This window comes from Lysobacter koreensis (assembly GCF_042677045.1).
Lineage (GTDB): Bacteria > Pseudomonadota > Gammaproteobacteria > Xanthomonadales > Xanthomonadaceae > Lysobacter_K > Lysobacter_K koreensis.
The window spans coordinates 792,952-808,524 of record NZ_JBHTIH010000003.1; the positions used below are offsets into that span (position 1 = coordinate 792,952).

At 67.8% G+C, this 15,573-nt stretch carries 12 protein-coding genes; 10 read left to right on the forward strand and 2 right to left on the reverse strand.

Features of this window, described 5'->3' with window-relative positions:
- Nucleotides 1-20 precede the first annotated feature (20 nt).
- The 3 genes from murL (at nt 21) to ACFQZQ_RS08990 (ending at nt 3,677) form a co-directional block, all read left to right on the forward strand.
- Entirely contained in the window at nt 21-1,382 is a 1,362-nt protein-coding gene (gene murL / locus ACFQZQ_RS08980) for a UDP-N-acetyl-alpha-D-muramoyl-L-alanyl-L-glutamate epimerase (RefSeq protein WP_386812412.1), read from the forward strand.
- The gene (gene murD / locus ACFQZQ_RS08985; RefSeq protein ID WP_386812413.1) at nt 1,363-2,751 is read left to right on the forward strand and encodes a UDP-N-acetylmuramoyl-L-alanine--D-glutamate ligase; all 1,389 of its coding nucleotides are present in this window, start codon (nt 1,363-1,365) and stop codon (nt 2,749-2,751) included. The genes murL and murD overlap by 20 nt, the downstream gene beginning before the upstream one ends.
- 134 nt (nt 2,752-2,885) lie before the next feature.
- Nucleotides 2,886-3,677, forward strand: a complete 792-nt coding sequence (locus ACFQZQ_RS08990) for a dienelactone hydrolase family protein (RefSeq protein WP_386812414.1) — start codon at nt 2,886-2,888, stop codon at nt 3,675-3,677.
- 72 nt (nt 3,678-3,749) lie between these two features.
- Here the strand turns inward: ACFQZQ_RS08990 and ACFQZQ_RS08995 are convergent, their stop codons facing one another.
- On the reverse strand, nt 3,750-4,760 hold the full coding sequence (locus tag ACFQZQ_RS08995) for a polyprenyl synthetase family protein (protein WP_386812415.1): 1,011 nt from the start codon (nt 4,758-4,760) through the stop codon (nt 3,750-3,752).
- A gap of 312 nt (nt 4,761-5,072) precedes the next feature.
- Between ACFQZQ_RS08995 and ssb the strand changes: the two genes are divergently transcribed.
- From ssb to ACFQZQ_RS09025, 6 genes are all read left to right on the forward strand, one after another.
- On the forward strand, nt 5,073-5,576 hold the full coding sequence (gene ssb, locus ACFQZQ_RS09000) for a single-stranded DNA-binding protein (RefSeq protein ID WP_386812416.1): 504 nt from the start codon (nt 5,073-5,075) through the stop codon (nt 5,574-5,576).
- A gap of 52 nt (nt 5,577-5,628) precedes the next feature.
- The gene (gene rfbB / locus ACFQZQ_RS09005) at nt 5,629-6,684 is read left to right on the forward strand and encodes a dTDP-glucose 4,6-dehydratase (RefSeq protein WP_386812417.1); all 1,056 of its coding nucleotides are present in this window, start codon (nt 5,629-5,631) and stop codon (nt 6,682-6,684) included.
- 85 nt (nt 6,685-6,769) lie between these two features.
- Nucleotides 6,770-7,654, forward strand: coding sequence for a glucose-1-phosphate thymidylyltransferase RfbA (gene rfbA / locus ACFQZQ_RS09010; protein ID WP_386812418.1), 885 nt, complete (start codon nt 6,770-6,772; stop codon nt 7,652-7,654).
- Entirely contained in the window at nt 7,651-8,208 is a 558-nt protein-coding gene (gene rfbC / locus ACFQZQ_RS09015; RefSeq protein ID WP_386812419.1) for a dTDP-4-dehydrorhamnose 3,5-epimerase, read from the forward strand. The genes rfbA and rfbC overlap by 4 nt, the downstream gene beginning before the upstream one ends.
- Before the next feature lie 11 nt (nt 8,209-8,219).
- Entirely contained in the window at nt 8,220-9,119 is a 900-nt protein-coding gene (gene rfbD / locus ACFQZQ_RS09020; protein WP_386812420.1) for a dTDP-4-dehydrorhamnose reductase, read from the forward strand.
- Nucleotides 9,120-10,515: 1,396 nt separating this feature from the next.
- A complete protein-coding gene (locus ACFQZQ_RS09025; protein WP_386812580.1) occupies nt 10,516-11,328 on the forward strand; it encodes an alpha/beta hydrolase family protein in 813 nt (270 codons plus the stop codon).
- A 147-nt stretch (nt 11,329-11,475) separates the two neighbouring features.
- Here the strand turns inward: ACFQZQ_RS09025 and ACFQZQ_RS09030 are convergent, their stop codons facing one another.
- The gene (locus ACFQZQ_RS09030; protein WP_386812421.1) at nt 11,476-13,215 is read right to left on the reverse strand and encodes a peptide MFS transporter; all 1,740 of its coding nucleotides are present in this window, start codon (nt 13,213-13,215) and stop codon (nt 11,476-11,478) included.
- Nucleotides 13,216-13,389: 174 nt separating this feature from the next.
- Here ACFQZQ_RS09030 and ACFQZQ_RS09035 point away from each other — a divergent pair, with 174 nt between their 5' ends.
- The gene (locus tag ACFQZQ_RS09035) at nt 13,390-15,528 is read left to right on the forward strand and encodes a S9 family peptidase (protein ID WP_386812422.1); all 2,139 of its coding nucleotides are present in this window, start codon (nt 13,390-13,392) and stop codon (nt 15,526-15,528) included.
- The last annotated feature ends 45 nt before the right edge of the window (nt 15,529-15,573 follow it).

The window sequence follows — 15,573 nt, forward strand, 5'->3', positions numbered from 1 at the left end:
CGCCCTACGATGGTTCCGAGATGACTGACTGGAAATTCCAACGCGACGCGATCCAGACCTTCCGCTTCGTGCGTTGCACGTTCGACGCGGCGACTGGCGTGGCACAGCTGGTGTACGCGTTCGACGACGGTCCCGAGCTGGTCGAGACGATCACCGTGCCCGGCGCCCCGTTCACGCTCGATGGCGAACGGGCGGCCGCGGTCGAGCGCGCGCTGCAGTTGCTGCACCTGATCACCGGTGTCAGCTACTACAAGGCCGCGGTGCCCGACGAGATCCGCATCGATTCGTATGCGATCGACGCGGACACGGCGGCATTGTTGACCCTGATCTACGAGAACGGCCTGGGCGAGTTCGCCTACCGCAACGGCCTGAACCTGCACGGCAGGATCCGCTTTCCGCACGGCGCGAATGCCGGCGACGGCGCACCGGTGCTGGGCCTGCGCGAACACGCGCTGGTCGCGATCGGCGGCGGCAAGGATTCGCTGGTCAGCATCGAGGCGCTGCGCACGCTCGGCGTCGCGCAGACCGTGACCTGGGTCGGCGGCTCGCAGCTGATCAAGGCCTGCGCCGAGCGCACCGGCCTGCCGACGCTCAACGTCGGCCGCGCGCTGGCGCCGCAGCTGTTCGACTACAACCGCGAAGGCGCCTGGAACGGCCACATTCCGGTGACCGTCCTGAACTCGGCGATCCTGGTGCTGGCCGCGCTGCTGCACGATGTTGACCAGGTGGTGTTTTCCAACGAGCGCTCGGCGAGCTACGGCAGCCTGATCGAGGGCGCCGGCGAGGTGAACCACCAGTGGTCGAAAGGCTGGGCGTGCGAGTCGGCATTCGGCGACCACGTGCAACGCCGGATCGCGGCGGACCTGCACTACTACTCGCTGCTGCGCCCGCTGAGCGAACTGGCGGTCGCGCGCCAGTTCGCGAAGAGCGACCGCTACGACGCGCATTTCAGCAGCTGCAACCGCAATTTCCACATCCTCGGCGAACGCCCGGCCAACCGCTGGTGCGGCGTGTGCCCGAAGTGCCACTTCGTGTTCCTCGCACTCGCGCCGTTCATGCCAAAGCCGCGGCTAGTCGGCATCCTCGGCCGCAACCTGCTCGACGATCCGGCGCAGACCGCGGGTTACGACGCGCTGCTCGAGTTCCAGGACCACAAGCCGTTTGAGTGCGTCGGCGAGGGCCGCGAATCGCGAGCAGCCCTCGCGGCGCTGGCCGAACGCCCCGAATGGCGCGAGGACGCGCTGGTCGAGCGTTTCGCGCGTGAGATCCGTCCGCAGCTCGATGCCGGCGACCTGCGCATCGAACCGCTGCTGGTGCTCGACGACGAACAGCGCATCCCGCCTGCGCTGTGGGAAAGACTGCGTGCGCATCTCTCAGCTTGACGGCCGCCGGGTCGCGCTCTGGGGCTGGGGGCGCGAGGGACGCGCGGCGTACCGCGCGATCCGCGCGCGCCTGCCCGCGCTCGCGCTGACCCTGTTCTGCAGCGAACAGGAAACCGTCGACGCCGGCGCATTGCGCGACGCCAACCTGTCGATCGAAACCGCCGCCACCGCCGAGCGCCTGTCGGCGTTCGAGGTGGTGGTGAAGTCGCCCGGGATCAGTCCGTACCGCGTCGAGGCCGTCGCGGCGGCGGAGCAGGGCACCGCGTTCATCGGCGGCACCACGTTGTGGTTCGCCGAGCATCCCGACGCACGCACGGTCTGCGTGACCGGGACCAAGGGCAAGAGCACGACCTCGTCGTTGCTGGCGCACCTGCTGCGCGCCCGCGGCCACGCCACCGCGCTGGCCGGCAACATCGGCCTGCCGCTGCTGGAGCTGCTGGACCCCCCGGTGGATCCCGAGTTCTGGGCGATCGAACTGTCGAGCTACCAGACCGGTGATGTCGCCGCCAGCGGCGTGCGGCCGGTAGTCGCGGTCGCGCTCAACGTGTTTCCCGAGCATTTGGACTGGCACGGCTCGCAGGCGCGTTACGTCGCCGACAAGCTGCGCCTGCTGACCGCAGCCAGGCCGCGGATCGCGGTGCTCAACGCCGCTGATCCGACGCTCGCGGCGCTGCGACTGCCCGACAGCGAGGTGCACTGGTTCGGTCGCAGCGATGGCTGGCACCTGCGCGGCGACGCGCTGTTCCGCGGCGAGCTGTTCGTGTTGGACACGCTGCCGCTGCCGCTGCCCGGGCGCCACAACCGCGGCAACCTGTGCGCGGTGCTCGCGGCGATCGAGGCGCTCGGCTTGGACGCGGTCGCGCTGGCGCCGCATGCGGCGAGTTTCCGGCCGTTGCCGCATCGGCTGCAGCTGCTGGGCACGCGCGACGGGATCGGCTACGTCAACGACTCGATCAGCACCACGCCACACGCGAGCCTGGCCGCGCTCGATTGCTTCCGCGAGCGGCGGGTGGCGATCCTGGTCGGCGGCCACGACCGCGGCATCGACTGGGATGCGTTCGTCGCGGCGATGCGCGTGCAGGCGCCGCGCGCGGTCATCACCATGGGCCAGAACGGGCCGCGCATCCACGCACAACTGGCGGCGCTGTCGGAGCCGTCGAACTTCGTGCTCGGCGCTGCGCGGGACCTGGCCGATGCGCTGGCGCAGGCGCGCATCGCGTTGCAGGGCGAGGGCGTCGTGCTGCTGTCGCCGGGCGCGCCCAGCTTCGGCGCCTACCGCGACTACGTCGCGCGCGGCCGGCATTTCGCGCAGCTCGCGGGCTTCGACCCGGAGGACATCAGCGCGATCCCCGGGCTCGGTGTCGCCTAGCCGCGATCGGGCGCCGCGCCGCGCGCGGCAGGTCCGCCGAGGCGACGCGTGTGGTCCTCGACGTGACGGCATCTTTCACGCCCGCGGAACGCGGCTCTCGTAGGCTGCCGGTCTTCCGAGCGGAGAAGCCCGCCATGCGTCGACTGATCGCTGCATTGAGTCTTGCGTTGTGCGCCGCGCCGGCGTTCGCCGCGATGCAGGCCAGGCCGGTCGAATGGAAAGTCGGCAAGGACCGCTTCAGCGGTGTGCTGGTCTTCGACGACGCCAGCACGAGCAAACGCCCGGGCCTGGTGATGGTGCCGAACTGGATGGGCGTCAACAACTCCGCGGTCGAGAAGGCCAAGCAGGTCGCCGGCGACGACTACGTGGTGCTGGTCGCCGACGTCTACGGCAAAGGCGTGCACCCGAAGAACGCGAAAGAGGCGGGAGCACAGGCGAAGAAAGCGTATGCCGATGGCGGCGTCAGCCTGCGTGCGCGCGCCAACGAGGCGGTGAAGGTGCTGAAGGCGCAGGCGGGCAAGGCCCCGCTGGACGCCACCAGGATCGGTGCCTTCGGCTTCTGCTTCGGAGGCTCGACGGTGCTCGAGCTAGCCCGTAGCGGCAGCGACGTGGCCGGTGTGGTCAGCCTGCACGGCGATGTCGACACCTACCTGCCGGCGGCCGCCAACACGGTCCGGACCTCGATCCTGGTGCTCAACGGCGCCGACGACAGCAGCGTCAGCGACGCGCAGATCGCCGCGTTCGAGAAGGAAATGGACGCGGCCAAGGCCGATTGGCAGTTCGTCGACTTCAGCGGCGCCGTGCATTGTTTTAGCCAGCCCGAGTCTAATGATCCGCCGAATTGCGTCTACAACGAGCGCGCCGCGAAGCGCGCGTTCGAGATGCTGCACGACTTCTTCCGTGAGCGGTTCGCGACCAGCCAGTGATGCTTATCCCCGAGGGGGACTTCCATCGGGGTGCAGGAGCGGCTGAAGCCGCTCCTGCAAAACTGACGTTCATCAGTGATCGCGGCTGACGGCGTAATGCGCCAGGCCATGCAGCGCGGCGACGTAGTCGTTGTCTTTCAGACCGTCGAGGGCCTGCCCGGCGGCGCGCGCGTAGCCGCGCGCGCGTTCCCGGCTGTACTCCAGGCCGCCGCTGGCGTGGATCGCGGCCAGGACTTCCGGCATCGCGCCGGTGTCGCCGTGCTCGACGGCCGCGCGCAGGCGCTCGCGGGTGGCGGCGTCGGCGCGTGCGATCGCGTGGATCAGCGGCAGCGTGGCCTTGCCTTCGGCCAGGTCGTCACCGAGGTTCTTGCCCATCGTCTGTGCATCGGAGGCGTAGTCGAGCACGTCGTCGGCGATCTGGAACGCGTAGCCCAGGTTGAGGCCGTACTCGTGCAGCGCGTCGCAGGTGGCGGCGTCGGCGCCGGCGAGCAGGGCGCCCAGCCGGGTCGCGGCGGCGAACAGCACCGCGGTCTTGCGTTCGATCACGCGCAGGTACGCGGCCTCGTCGGTGTCCGGGTTGCGCACGTGCAGCAGCTGCAGCACCTCGCCTTCGGCGATCTGGTTGGTGGTGTCGGCGAGGATCCGCATCACCTCCGGCCGCTCCAGCTCGACCATCAGCTGGAAGCTGCGCGAGTACAGGAAGTCGCCGACCAGCACGCTGGCGGCGTTGCCCCACACCGCATTGGCGGTCTTGCGGCCGCGACGCAGGTCGGACTCGTCGACCACGTCGTCGTGCAGCAAGGTGGCCGTGTGGATGAACTCGACCACCGCCGCGAGCTGGTGGGCATCGGCATCAAGACCCTTGCCGCTGCGGTCGAGCGCGCCGGCCGCGAGCAGCAGCAGCATCGGCCGCAGGCGCTTGCCGCCGGCGCCGACGATGTACTCCGCGACCTGGTTGATCAGCACCACGTCCGAGGCCAGGCGCCGCCGGATCAGCGCGTCGACCGCCGCCATGTCGTCGCGGGCGAGGGACTGGATGCTCGCCAGGTCGGTGGCAGGCCGGGTCGGGACGCTCGAATGCATGGGGCAGTTCGGTTCGTGGGATCCGCGATTATACGAGGCGCACCAAGTCCGGTCGGTTCCCGCGCGGATTGCTGGATCTGGCTCTTGAACGACCGAGGCGAGCGCCGGCACGACCAGCGCGCCTGCTCCCCCAAACAGGCGTATCCCGCCCGCCGGACGCAGGCCGACAGCGGCGTCCTGGCCCGGCGCCACGCGCCGCAACGTAGGAAAAAACCTGACCCTCCGCCGCGGAGCGAACCGATGGGCAGGGGCTGGCGGTTATACTCCAATGTCGCTCGACCGCTCCCGGCAACCACCTCAGGACTGCATTCCATGGCACGTGGCATCAACAAGGTCATCCTGGTCGGCAACCTCGGCAACGACCCCGAAACCAAATACACCCAGGGCGGCATGGCCGTGACCACGCTCAGCCTGGCCACCACCAGCGTGCGCAAGGACAAGGACGGCCAGCAGATCGAAAAGACCGAATGGCACCGGGTCAAGCTGTTCGGCAAGCTCGGCGAGATCGCCGGCGAGTACCTGAAGAAGGGCCGCCAGGTCTACATCGAAGGCTCGATCCGCTACGACAAGTTCACCGGCGCCGACGGCGTCGAGAAGTACTTCACCGACATCGTTGCCGACGACATGCAGATGCTCGGCGGCAACCCGGGCGAGGGCGGTGGCGGAGCCCGGAGTGAGTTCCGTGGCGGTGGCGACCGCAACGAGCGTCCGGCCCGTCCCGCGGCGCCGCAAGGCGCGGCCCCGCGCCGCGAGGCGCCGGCGGCCAAGTCCAACGACTTCGCCGACGATTTCGCCGACGACGACATCCCGTTCTGAAGCTCCGCGTCGACGAGTCCTTGAGTTCCGCATCCAACCTGGAGTTTCCTGAGTGCCCACTTGGCTCGTGACCGGCGGTGCCGGCTTTATTGGCGGTAATTTTGTCCTCGATGCGGTGCAGCGCGGCGTCCGGATCATCAATTTGGACGTCCTGACCTACGCCGGCAACCTCGACACCCTGAGCCCGCTGGAAGGCAATCTGAACCACCTGTTCGTGCATGGCGACATCGGCGATGCGGCATTGGTCGAGGCACTGCTACGCGAGCACCAGCCCGACGCGGTGGTCAACTTCGCCGCCGAAAGCCACGTCGACCGCTCGATCGATGGCCCGGCCGCGTTCGTGCAGACCAACGTGGTCGGCACGCTGAGCCTGCTCGAGAAGGCCCGCGACTACTGGAAATCGCTGGATGCGATGCGCCGAGATGCGTTCCGCTTCCTGCACGTGTCGACCGACGAGGTCTACGGCACGCTCGGCGAGACCGGCAAGTTCACCGAAGAGACGCCGTTCGCGCCGAACTCGCCGTACTCGGCGTCCAAGGCCGCGTCCGATCACTTGGTGCGCGCGTTCCACCACACCTATGGCCTGCCGGTCCTGACCACCAACTGCTCGAACAACTACGGGCCGTACCAGTTCCCGGAGAAGCTCATCCCGCTGATCATCGCCAAGGCGCTGAATGGGGAGCCGCTGCCGGTCTACGGCGACGGCCTCAACGTGCGTGACTGGCTGTTCGTCGGTGACCATTGCGCGGCGATCCGCGCGGTGCTCGACGGGGGCCGCATCGGCGAGACCTACAACGTCGGCGGCGACGCCGAGCGCCAGAACATCGTCGTGGTCAAAACGATTTGCAAGCTGCTCGACGAACGCCGGCCGCTGGCCGACGGCCGCGCCCGCGAATCGCTGATCACCTACGTCACCGACCGGCCGGGCCACGACCGTCGCTACGCGATCGATGCCTCCAAGCTGCAAGGCGAACTGGGTTGGGCGCCGACCGTGACCTTCGAGCAGGGCATGGCGCAGACCGTCGACTGGTACCTGGGCAATCAGCCCTGGGTGCGACGCGTGCTCGACGGCAGCTACCGCCTTGAACGTATCGGAGGCGCCGCATGACGGTCGCAGTCACCCATCCCCGATCCCAGTTGCGGCATTGGAATGTCCGCACAGGGATGTGCGGGTTTTTGCGAGGGACTCGCGTATGAATCGCAAGGGCATCATCCTCGCCGGCGGCTCGGGCACCCGGCTGTATCCGATCACCCAGACCGTGAGCAAACAGCTGCTGCCGGTGTACGACAAGCCGATGATCTATTACCCGCTCAGCGTGCTGATGCTGGCGGGGATCCGCGAGGTGCTGATCATCAACACCCCGCACGAGCAGGCGCTGTTCAAGTCGCTGCTCGGTGATGGCTCGCAGTGGGGCATGAAGATCGAGTACGCGGTGCAGCCGAGCCCCGACGGGCTCGCGCAGGCGTACCTGATCGGCGAGGAATTCGTCGACGGCAAGCCCAGCTGCCTGGTGCTCGGCGACAACATTTTCCACGGCCCGGGGCTGACCGCAATGCTCAAGCGCTCGGACCAGCGCGAGATCGGCGCGACCGTGTTCGGTTACTGGGTCGCCGACCCGGAGCGCTACGGCGTGGCCGAGTTCGACGCCGAAGGCCGGGTCGTTGGTCTGGAGGAAAAGCCGGCCCAACCGCGCTCGCATTACGCGGTCACCGGTCTGTACTTCTACGACGGACGCGCGTCGAAGTTCGCACGCGAGCTGAAGCCCTCGGCGCGTGGCGAACTGGAAATCACCGACCTCAACCGCCGCTACCTCGACGAAGGCTCGCTGCACCTGGAACGGCTCGGTCGCGGTTACGCGTGGCTCGACACCGGCACCCACCAGTCGTTGCTGGAGGCGTCCAACTACATCGAGACCATCGAGGCGCGCCAAGGCCTGCGCGTGTGCTGCCCGGAAGAGATCGCGCACGACAGCGGCTGGATCGACAACGACCAGCTGCGCGCGTTGGCCAAGCCGCTCGTCAAGAATGGCTATGGCCAGTACCTGCTGTCCTTGATCGACCGCGGGCACGTTGCATGAAAGTGATCGAGACCGACCTGCCGGGCTGCGTGGTGTTCGAGCCGCGCGTGTTCGGAGACGACCGCGGCTTCTTCTACGAATCGTTCAACCACGACAAGCTCGCGTTACATGGCCTGCAACCGGCGTTCGTGCAGGGCAACGTGTCCTCGTCGAGCCGCGGCGTGCTGCGCGGCCTGCACTACCAGTGGCCCAAGCCGCAGGGCAAGTACGTCTCGGTGGTTGAGGGCGAGGTCTGGGATGTCGCGGTCGATATCCGCCGCGGCTCACCGCATTTCGGGCGCTGGACCGCGGTGCTGCTGAGCGCCGAGAACAAGCGCCATTTCTGGATTCCGGAAGGCTTCGCGCACGGCTTCGTGACGCTGAGCGAGCGCGCCGTGTTCACCTACCTGTGCACCGCGACCTACGACGCCCAGGCCGACGCCAACATCCGCTGGGACGACCCGCGGCTGGCGATCGACTGGCCGGTGGGTGCACCGTCGCTGTCGGACAAGGACGCGCGCGCGCCGTTGCTCGCCGACATCGCCGAGGACCGCCTGCCGCTCTACACACCGTGACGGCGCCTGCCATGAAGATCCTGCTGCTAGGCGGCAACGGCCAGGTCGGTGAGGAACTGCGGCGCAGCCTGGCGCCGCTTGGCACCGTCGTCAGCACGACCCGCACCGGCGAACTGGCCAATGGCGGGGCGTGTGAGGCGCTCGATCTGGGCGAGCTAGACGCCATCGCCCCGCTGATCGAGCGCATCGCGCCGGACGTGGTGGTCAACGCCACCGCGCACACTGCGGTCGATCGCGCCGAGGACGAGCCCGAGCTCGCGTTCCGCATCAATACGCAGGCCCCGGAGGCGATCGCGCAGGCCTGCGCGAAGCACGGCGCGGCGTTGCTGCACTATTCGACCGACTACGTGTTCGATGGCAGCGGCAGCCGGCCGTACCGCGAGGACGATCCGACTGCGCCGCTCGGCGTCTACGGCGCCAGCAAGCTCGCCGGCGAACGCGCGATCGCTGCGTCCGGTGCGCAGCATCTCATTCTGCGCACGGCCTGGGTCTACTCGACCCACGGCAACAACTTCCTGCGCACGATGCTGCGCCTGGCCCAGGACCGCGATGAGTTGCGCGTGGTCGCGGACCAGCGCGGCTCGCCGACCCCGGCGTGGCTGATCGCCGATGCCAGTGCCGCGGTCCTGCGCCAAGGCATCGTGCAGCCGGGCGTGCGCCACCTCGTCGCCAACGGCGAGACGAGCTGGCACGGGTTTGCCGAGGCGATCATGGACGAGGCACTGGTGCATGGCCTGATCGCCCGCAAGCCGCGCGTGTTGCCGATCACGACGGCCGACTTCCCGACCCGTGCGCAGCGCCCGGGGTACTCGGTGCTCGACACCTGCGCCCTACGGCGCGATTACGGGCTGGAGTTGCCTGCCTGGCGCGAGGCGTTGGCGACCACGTTGGACCATCCGACCCGGGGCTAATCTGCGACGCCAGCAGCTGCGTGACCACGGCCGGTTGCGCTAGGCTGGGTGCGGGGAAATGCCGGAGCATGCGCTGCGAAAACGCCATCTGGCGTGGATCTTTCCGGTCCACTACAGCCTGCGCTTAGTGGGGCGCGCGCTTCAAGCAGTTCTTGAATGCAGTACACGGCGGCCATCCTCGCGTGGCCGTCATTCTTTGGACGCACCACAACGCAAAGGGGAGTTTGCGATGAAACATCTGGGATGTGCCGTGTTGATGGCCTTGGGCCTGTTGAACGCGCCCACTGTGGCCGCAGTCGACGTGCAGGCCTACGTGAAGAAAGACCGCTTCAACGACATCAAGTTGTCGCCCAATGGCGACTACTACGCGGCGTCAGTGCCGCTTGAGGACCGGACGCAGCTGGTCGTCATCCGCCGCAGCGACAACAAGGTCACCGCCAACGTGGGTGGCGGCAAGAACAGCCATGTCAACAACTTCTGGTGGGTCAATCCGGGCCGCGTGGTGGTCAGTCTTGCGGAGAAGTTCGGTGCGCTCGATCAACCAGGCCTTACCGGCGAACTGTATGGGGTCAATGCGGAAGGTGGTAGCGAGATTCTTGTGGGACAGCGGCTTCAGGGCGCAGGGCTCGGGACCAAGATCCAGCCCAAGAAGGTCGAGCGCGTCGCTGCCTTCATGGTCGACACGCTACCGGCCGACCACGACAACGTGCTGATTTCGGTAAGTCCTTTCTCGGGCGATCCCTACACGCGCGTCGATCGAATGGACGTCAACAGCGGCCGGCGCCACCAAGTGGCGCGGGCGCCCATTCGCAATGCCGAATTCACCACCGACAACCGCGGCGTGGTGCGCTTTGCGCAGGGTTTTGGAGTGGATGGCATCACCAAGCTTTTCTATCGCAAGGGCGATGGCGCTGAGTGGCAGTTGATCAGCGACGAGTCGGCCAACAAGCGCAAGGAATGGCCGGTGGGTTTTTCGGCTGATGACCAGACTGCCTACCTCGAAGTGGAACAACTCCAAGGGCCGAATGCGATCGTCGCCTTCGACATCGCCAGCGAGACCCGAAAGGAGCTGATGCGCGACGACGACACTGATCCGGCCAGCATCATCTATCGCAACGGCACGTCCATCCCGGTGGGTGCGTTCTTCATCGACGGCAAGCCGCGCACGGCCTTCTTCGATATGAAGTCGCCGGAGGCGCGCCTCTACCGCAGCCTGGAGGCGGCGTTCGCCGGGCCAGTGCGCATCACGTCGCAGACGCTCGACGGGCGCCTGGCTTTGGTGCAAGTGGCGAGTGACCGTAACCCGGGGGATTTCTATGTCTTCGATACGCTGGCCAAGAAGGCCGATCATCTTGTCAGCCGACGCGAATGGTTCGACCCCGAGCAGATGGCGGGAATGCAGCCGATCAAGCTGCAAGCGCGCGACGACCTCACCTTGCACGGCTATGTCACGTTTCCGCGCGGGAGCTCAGGCAAGAACCTGCCGACGATCGTCATGCCGCACGGCGGGCCATTCGGTGTCCAGGACGTGTGGGGTTTCGACGGCGATGTCCAGATGCTGGCGCAGGCCGGTTATGCAGTGCTGCAGCTCAACTTCCGGGGCTCGGCGGGCTACGGCGCTGACTACATCCATGCGGGCGGCCGCCAGTGGGGCCTGAAGATGCAGGACGACCTCACCGACGCCACGCGCTGGGCAATCCAGCAGGGCATCGCCGACCCGAAGCGCGTCTGCATCTACGGCGCTAGCTATGGCGGCTATGCCTCGCTGATGGGGGTGGCCAAGGAACCGGGGTTGTATCAGTGCGCGGTCGGTTACGTCGGCGTGTACGACCTGCCAACCATGCACACCCAGGGCGACATCCAGCAGCGCGGTTCGGGTGAGACCTACATCAAGGAGTGGATCGGCGAACGCGAGGGTTTGGCGGCGACTTCGCCCAACCGTATTGCCGAGCGGATCAAGGTGCCGGTGTTCCTGGCCGCCGGTGGCGAGGACCAGCGCGCGCCGATCGAGCACAGCAAGATGATGGAGCAGGCCCTGCGCAAGGCTGGGGTGCCGGTCGAGACCTTGTACTACGACACCGAAGGCCACGGTTTCTACCTCGACGCGCACCAGCAGGAGTACTACACCCGGTTGCTGGCGTTCCTGTCGCGCAGCCTGGGTGGGGCGACGGCGACGACCAGCACGGGCGGCAGCAACGCGGCGAAGTAGTCTCGATGCTGCAGAAAAGAAAAACGGCGCCAGATGGCGCCGTTCTTTTTTGCCCAGTCGTCGGATCTTGCGTGCCCCGGCCATCGCGCACAGCGCGATGGCGTTCAGCGCCGCCCGACATGCGCTTCAACGCATGTCGCAAGCGCGTCACTTCACCCCATGCATCCAGCGCCGGATCAGTGGCGTCAGCACGAAGTACAGCAGGCCCGAACCCACGCCCACCCACAGCATCAGCTGGAATAGTTCACCGTACTTCGCCGCGGCCGCGGCCATGTCGATCGCGCCGCCCTCGGGGATGTCGATCGAGGCGAGCTTGCCGAACTGCGCGGCCAGCACCTCCGAGTACGCGGTGCCGAGCCAGAACGCGCCCATCATCAAGCCGACCACGCGCGCGACCGACAGCTGGGTCACCGCCGACAGGCCGATCGGCGACAGGCACATCTCGCCGATCTCCAGCACGAAGTAGGCCAGCACCAGCCACCAGACGCTGGCCATCGCGCCCCCGCCGGCGACCTGCGCAGCGAGCATCAGCGGGATGAACGACAGCCCGGCGAACACCAGCCCGATCGCCATCTTCGCCGGCTTGCTCGGGTTGAGGCCGCGACGATCCAGCCACGGCCACAGCCAGGTGAAGATCGGCGCCAGCACGACGATGAAGAACGCGCCCAGGAACGTCAGCGAGCCCGCGGTCTGCGGCACCAGCACCACGTCGTGCACGATCGCCACCGCCAGGCCGGCGGCCATCAGCATGACCAGCGTCTTGGCGATCCCGGTGCGGCCACGGTCGCTGGCCATCAGCGCCGCGATCATCAGCGGCGGGCTGGCGGCCAGCGAGAACACCGCCCACGGCAGCGCCGGGGTGTAACCACCGGGCGCGGTCGCGCCGAACAGGTCCTTGGTCAGCAGCCGGTCGGTGAAGGTCACCCACGAGCCATAGGTCTGTTCGTACAGGGTGAAGAAGATCAGCACGCCGAGGATCAGCAGCACCAGCGCGATCATCTGCTGGCGCTCGACGGTGCTGCACTTCTTGACCAGGAACCACACGAACCACGCCGCCAGCGCCGCGGCGATCAGGTGCATCGCGCCGTGCACGGTCCAGGTGCGCTGGATCAGCTGCCACACCACCGCCACGCCGCCGAAGCTGCCCAGGTAGATCCACCATTCGCGCGACAGGCCAGCGACGCGTTCGCGCAGGTGCGCCGGATCGTTGGGCTCGGCGTGGCCGTGCAGGTACTTCTGGCCCCACAGGAACATCACCAGGCCGGCGACCATCCCGATACCGGCCGCGCCAAAACCATATTTCCAGCCGTAGGTCTCGCCCAGGAACGCACAGATCAGCGACGCGAACAGCGCGCCGACGTTGATGCCGGCATAGAACAACGTGAAGCCCGAATCGCGGCGCGGGTCGTTCTCCGGATACAGCCGGCCGACGATCGTCGAGATGTTCGGCTTCAGGAAGCCCACGCCCATGATGATCAGCGCCAGCGACAGATAGAACACCTGCAGCGCGCCCTCGTCGCGCACCGCCACGCCGTTGACCAGGCGCGCCGCCTCGCCCTCGTAGGCCATGCCCAGGTGGCCGAGCACCAGCAGCACGCCGCCCAGCACCACCGCCTTGCGCATGCCCAGGTAGCGGTCGGCGAGCAGACCGCCGATCACCGGCACCGCGTACACCAGGCCGCCATAGGCGCCGAGCAGGTCGTAGCCGGCGTCGTCGCCGAACAGGTGGTACTTGAGGATGTACAGCAGCAGCAGCGCCTTCATCCCGTAGAACGAGAAGCGCTCCCACATCTCGGTGAAGAAGCACACGAACAGGCCCTTGGGATGGCCAAGGAACTCGCCGGTGTCGACGGCAGTGGGTACGGCGGTGGATGCGGATGCAGGCACAGCAGGCTCCGGAAGGCGGGCGGACACGCAAGCGCCCGAGTATAGCGGCGGCCCCGACCTCGCTGGATTTGCTGCTTGATGTGGCGGCAACGTGACCAGATCCACCGCGTTTTTGCCGCGGCCGCCCCGCGCGGCCTACCATCGCCGTTTCGCGCCTTCGCCCCGGAGCCATCGATGAACCTGCGTCACGCCGTCCTGCCGCTGCTGATCGCCACCGCGTTGCCGGCCTTCAGCGCCACCGCGCAGTCCGCCCCGCCCGCTGCCGCCAAGCCTTCAGCGGACGCGCCGCGCGGCCTGCAGGCGCGCGACCTGGCCACGCTCGACCGCGTGTCCTCGCCGACCCTTTCGCCCGACGGCCGCAAGCTGGTGTTCGCCAAGCGCGTGGTCGACTTCGACGGCAACAAGTCGGCGACCTCGCTGTGGATCGAGGACCTGCGCGCACGCGACGCCGCGCCGCCGGTGCGCCTGACCCCGGCCGGCTGGAACGTCAACACCCCGCGCTTCTCGCCCGACGGCAAGACGGTGTACTTCCTCAGCAGCAAGGGCGGCAGCTCGCAGCTGTACGCGATCGCGAGCGCCGGCGGCGTGCCGCGGCAGCTGACCGCGTTCGCGGTAGACGTCGGCGATTACCAGTTGTCGCCCGACGGCAAGCGGGTCGCGTTCAACGCCGAGGCGTTCGCCGACTGCGGCAGCGACCTGGCCTGCAGCAAGAAGCAGGTCGATGCCGCCGCCGCGAAGAAAGCCAGCGGCAAGGTCTTCGACCGCATGTTCATCCGGCACTGGGACGCGTGGAACGACGGCCGCCTCAACCGCCTGTTCGTGGCCACGCTGCCGACCGCGGGCAAGCAGGTGAGCCAGGCGACCGCGATCGCCACCGACGTCGCCGGCGACGTGCCCTCCCGGCCGTTCGGCGATGCCAGCGAGTACACCTGGGCGCCCGATGGCAATTCCCTGGTGCTCAGTGCGCGCAAGGCCGACCGCGCCGAGCCGTGGTCGACCAACTTCGACCTCTACCAGGTCAGTGCCGACGGCACCGGCGCGGCCAGGAACCTGACCTCGGACAACCCCGCCTGGGACACCGGCGCGGTGTTCGGCAAGGACGGCAAGACGCTGTACTACCGCGCGATGAAGCGCCCCGGCTTCGAGGCCGACCGCTTCGCCCTGATCGCGATGGACCTGGCGACCGGCCAGCGCCGCGAGATCGCCCCCGGCTGGGACCGCTCGGCCGACAACATCGTGCTGTCCGCCGACGGCCAGACGCTGTACATCACCGCCCAGGACCTCGGCCAGCACCCGCTGTTCGCGGTGCACGTCGCCAGCGGCGGCGTCACCAAGGTGATCGGGGACGGCAGCGTGTCCGCGTTCGATATTGCCGGTTCCGATCCGGCCGGGCAGACGCTCGCGTTCGCGCGCAATTCGCTCAAGAGTGGCGACCAGCTGTTCACCGGCGGCATTCACGGCGCGCCGCTGCGCGCGATCACCCCAAGCGCCTCCGAGCTGCTGCCGCAGGTCAAGTTCGGCGACTACGAGCAGTTCCAGTTCAAGGGATGGAGCGGCGATACCGTGCACGGCTACGTGGTCAAGCCGTGGAACTACCAGGAAGGCCGCAAGTACCCGGTCGCGTTCCTGATTCACGGCGGCCCACAGGGCAGCTTCGGTGACGGCTGGAGCTACCGCTGGAACCCGCAGACCTATGCCGGCCAGGGCTACGCGGTGGTGATGATCGACTTCCACGGTTCCACCGGCTACGGCCAGGCGTTTACCGACGCGATCAGCCAGCACTGGGGTGACCGCCCGCTGGAGGACCTGCAGAAGGGCTGGGCCGCGGCGCAGAAGCAGTACCCGTTCCTGGACGGCGGCAACGCCTGCGCGCTGGGCGCGTCGTACGGCGGCTTCATGGTCAACTGGATCGCCGGCAACTGGCACACCCCGCAATCGGGCGCGTGGAAGTGCCTGGTCAACCACGACGGCGTGTTCGACCAGCGCGCGATGGGCTACGCCACCGAGGAGCTGTGGTTCACCGAGTGGGAGCAGGGCGGCACCCCGTACGACGTCCCGAAAAACTACGAGAAGTTCAACCCGGTCAACCACGTCAAGGAGTGGCGCGTGCCGATGCTGGTGGTGCAGGGCCAGCAGGACTTCCGGATCCCGGCCGAGCAGGGCATCGCCACCTTCACCGCGCTGCAGCGCCGTGGCATCGAATCCAAGTTCCTGTACTTCCCGGACGAGAACCACTGGGTGCTGAAGCCGCAGAATTCGGTGCAGTGGCACGACACGGTCAACGGCTGGCTCGAGAAGCACCTGGGCCAGTAATTCGGGGATTGGGGCCGCGACGGCGGGGTGTCGTCGCGGCCGGTT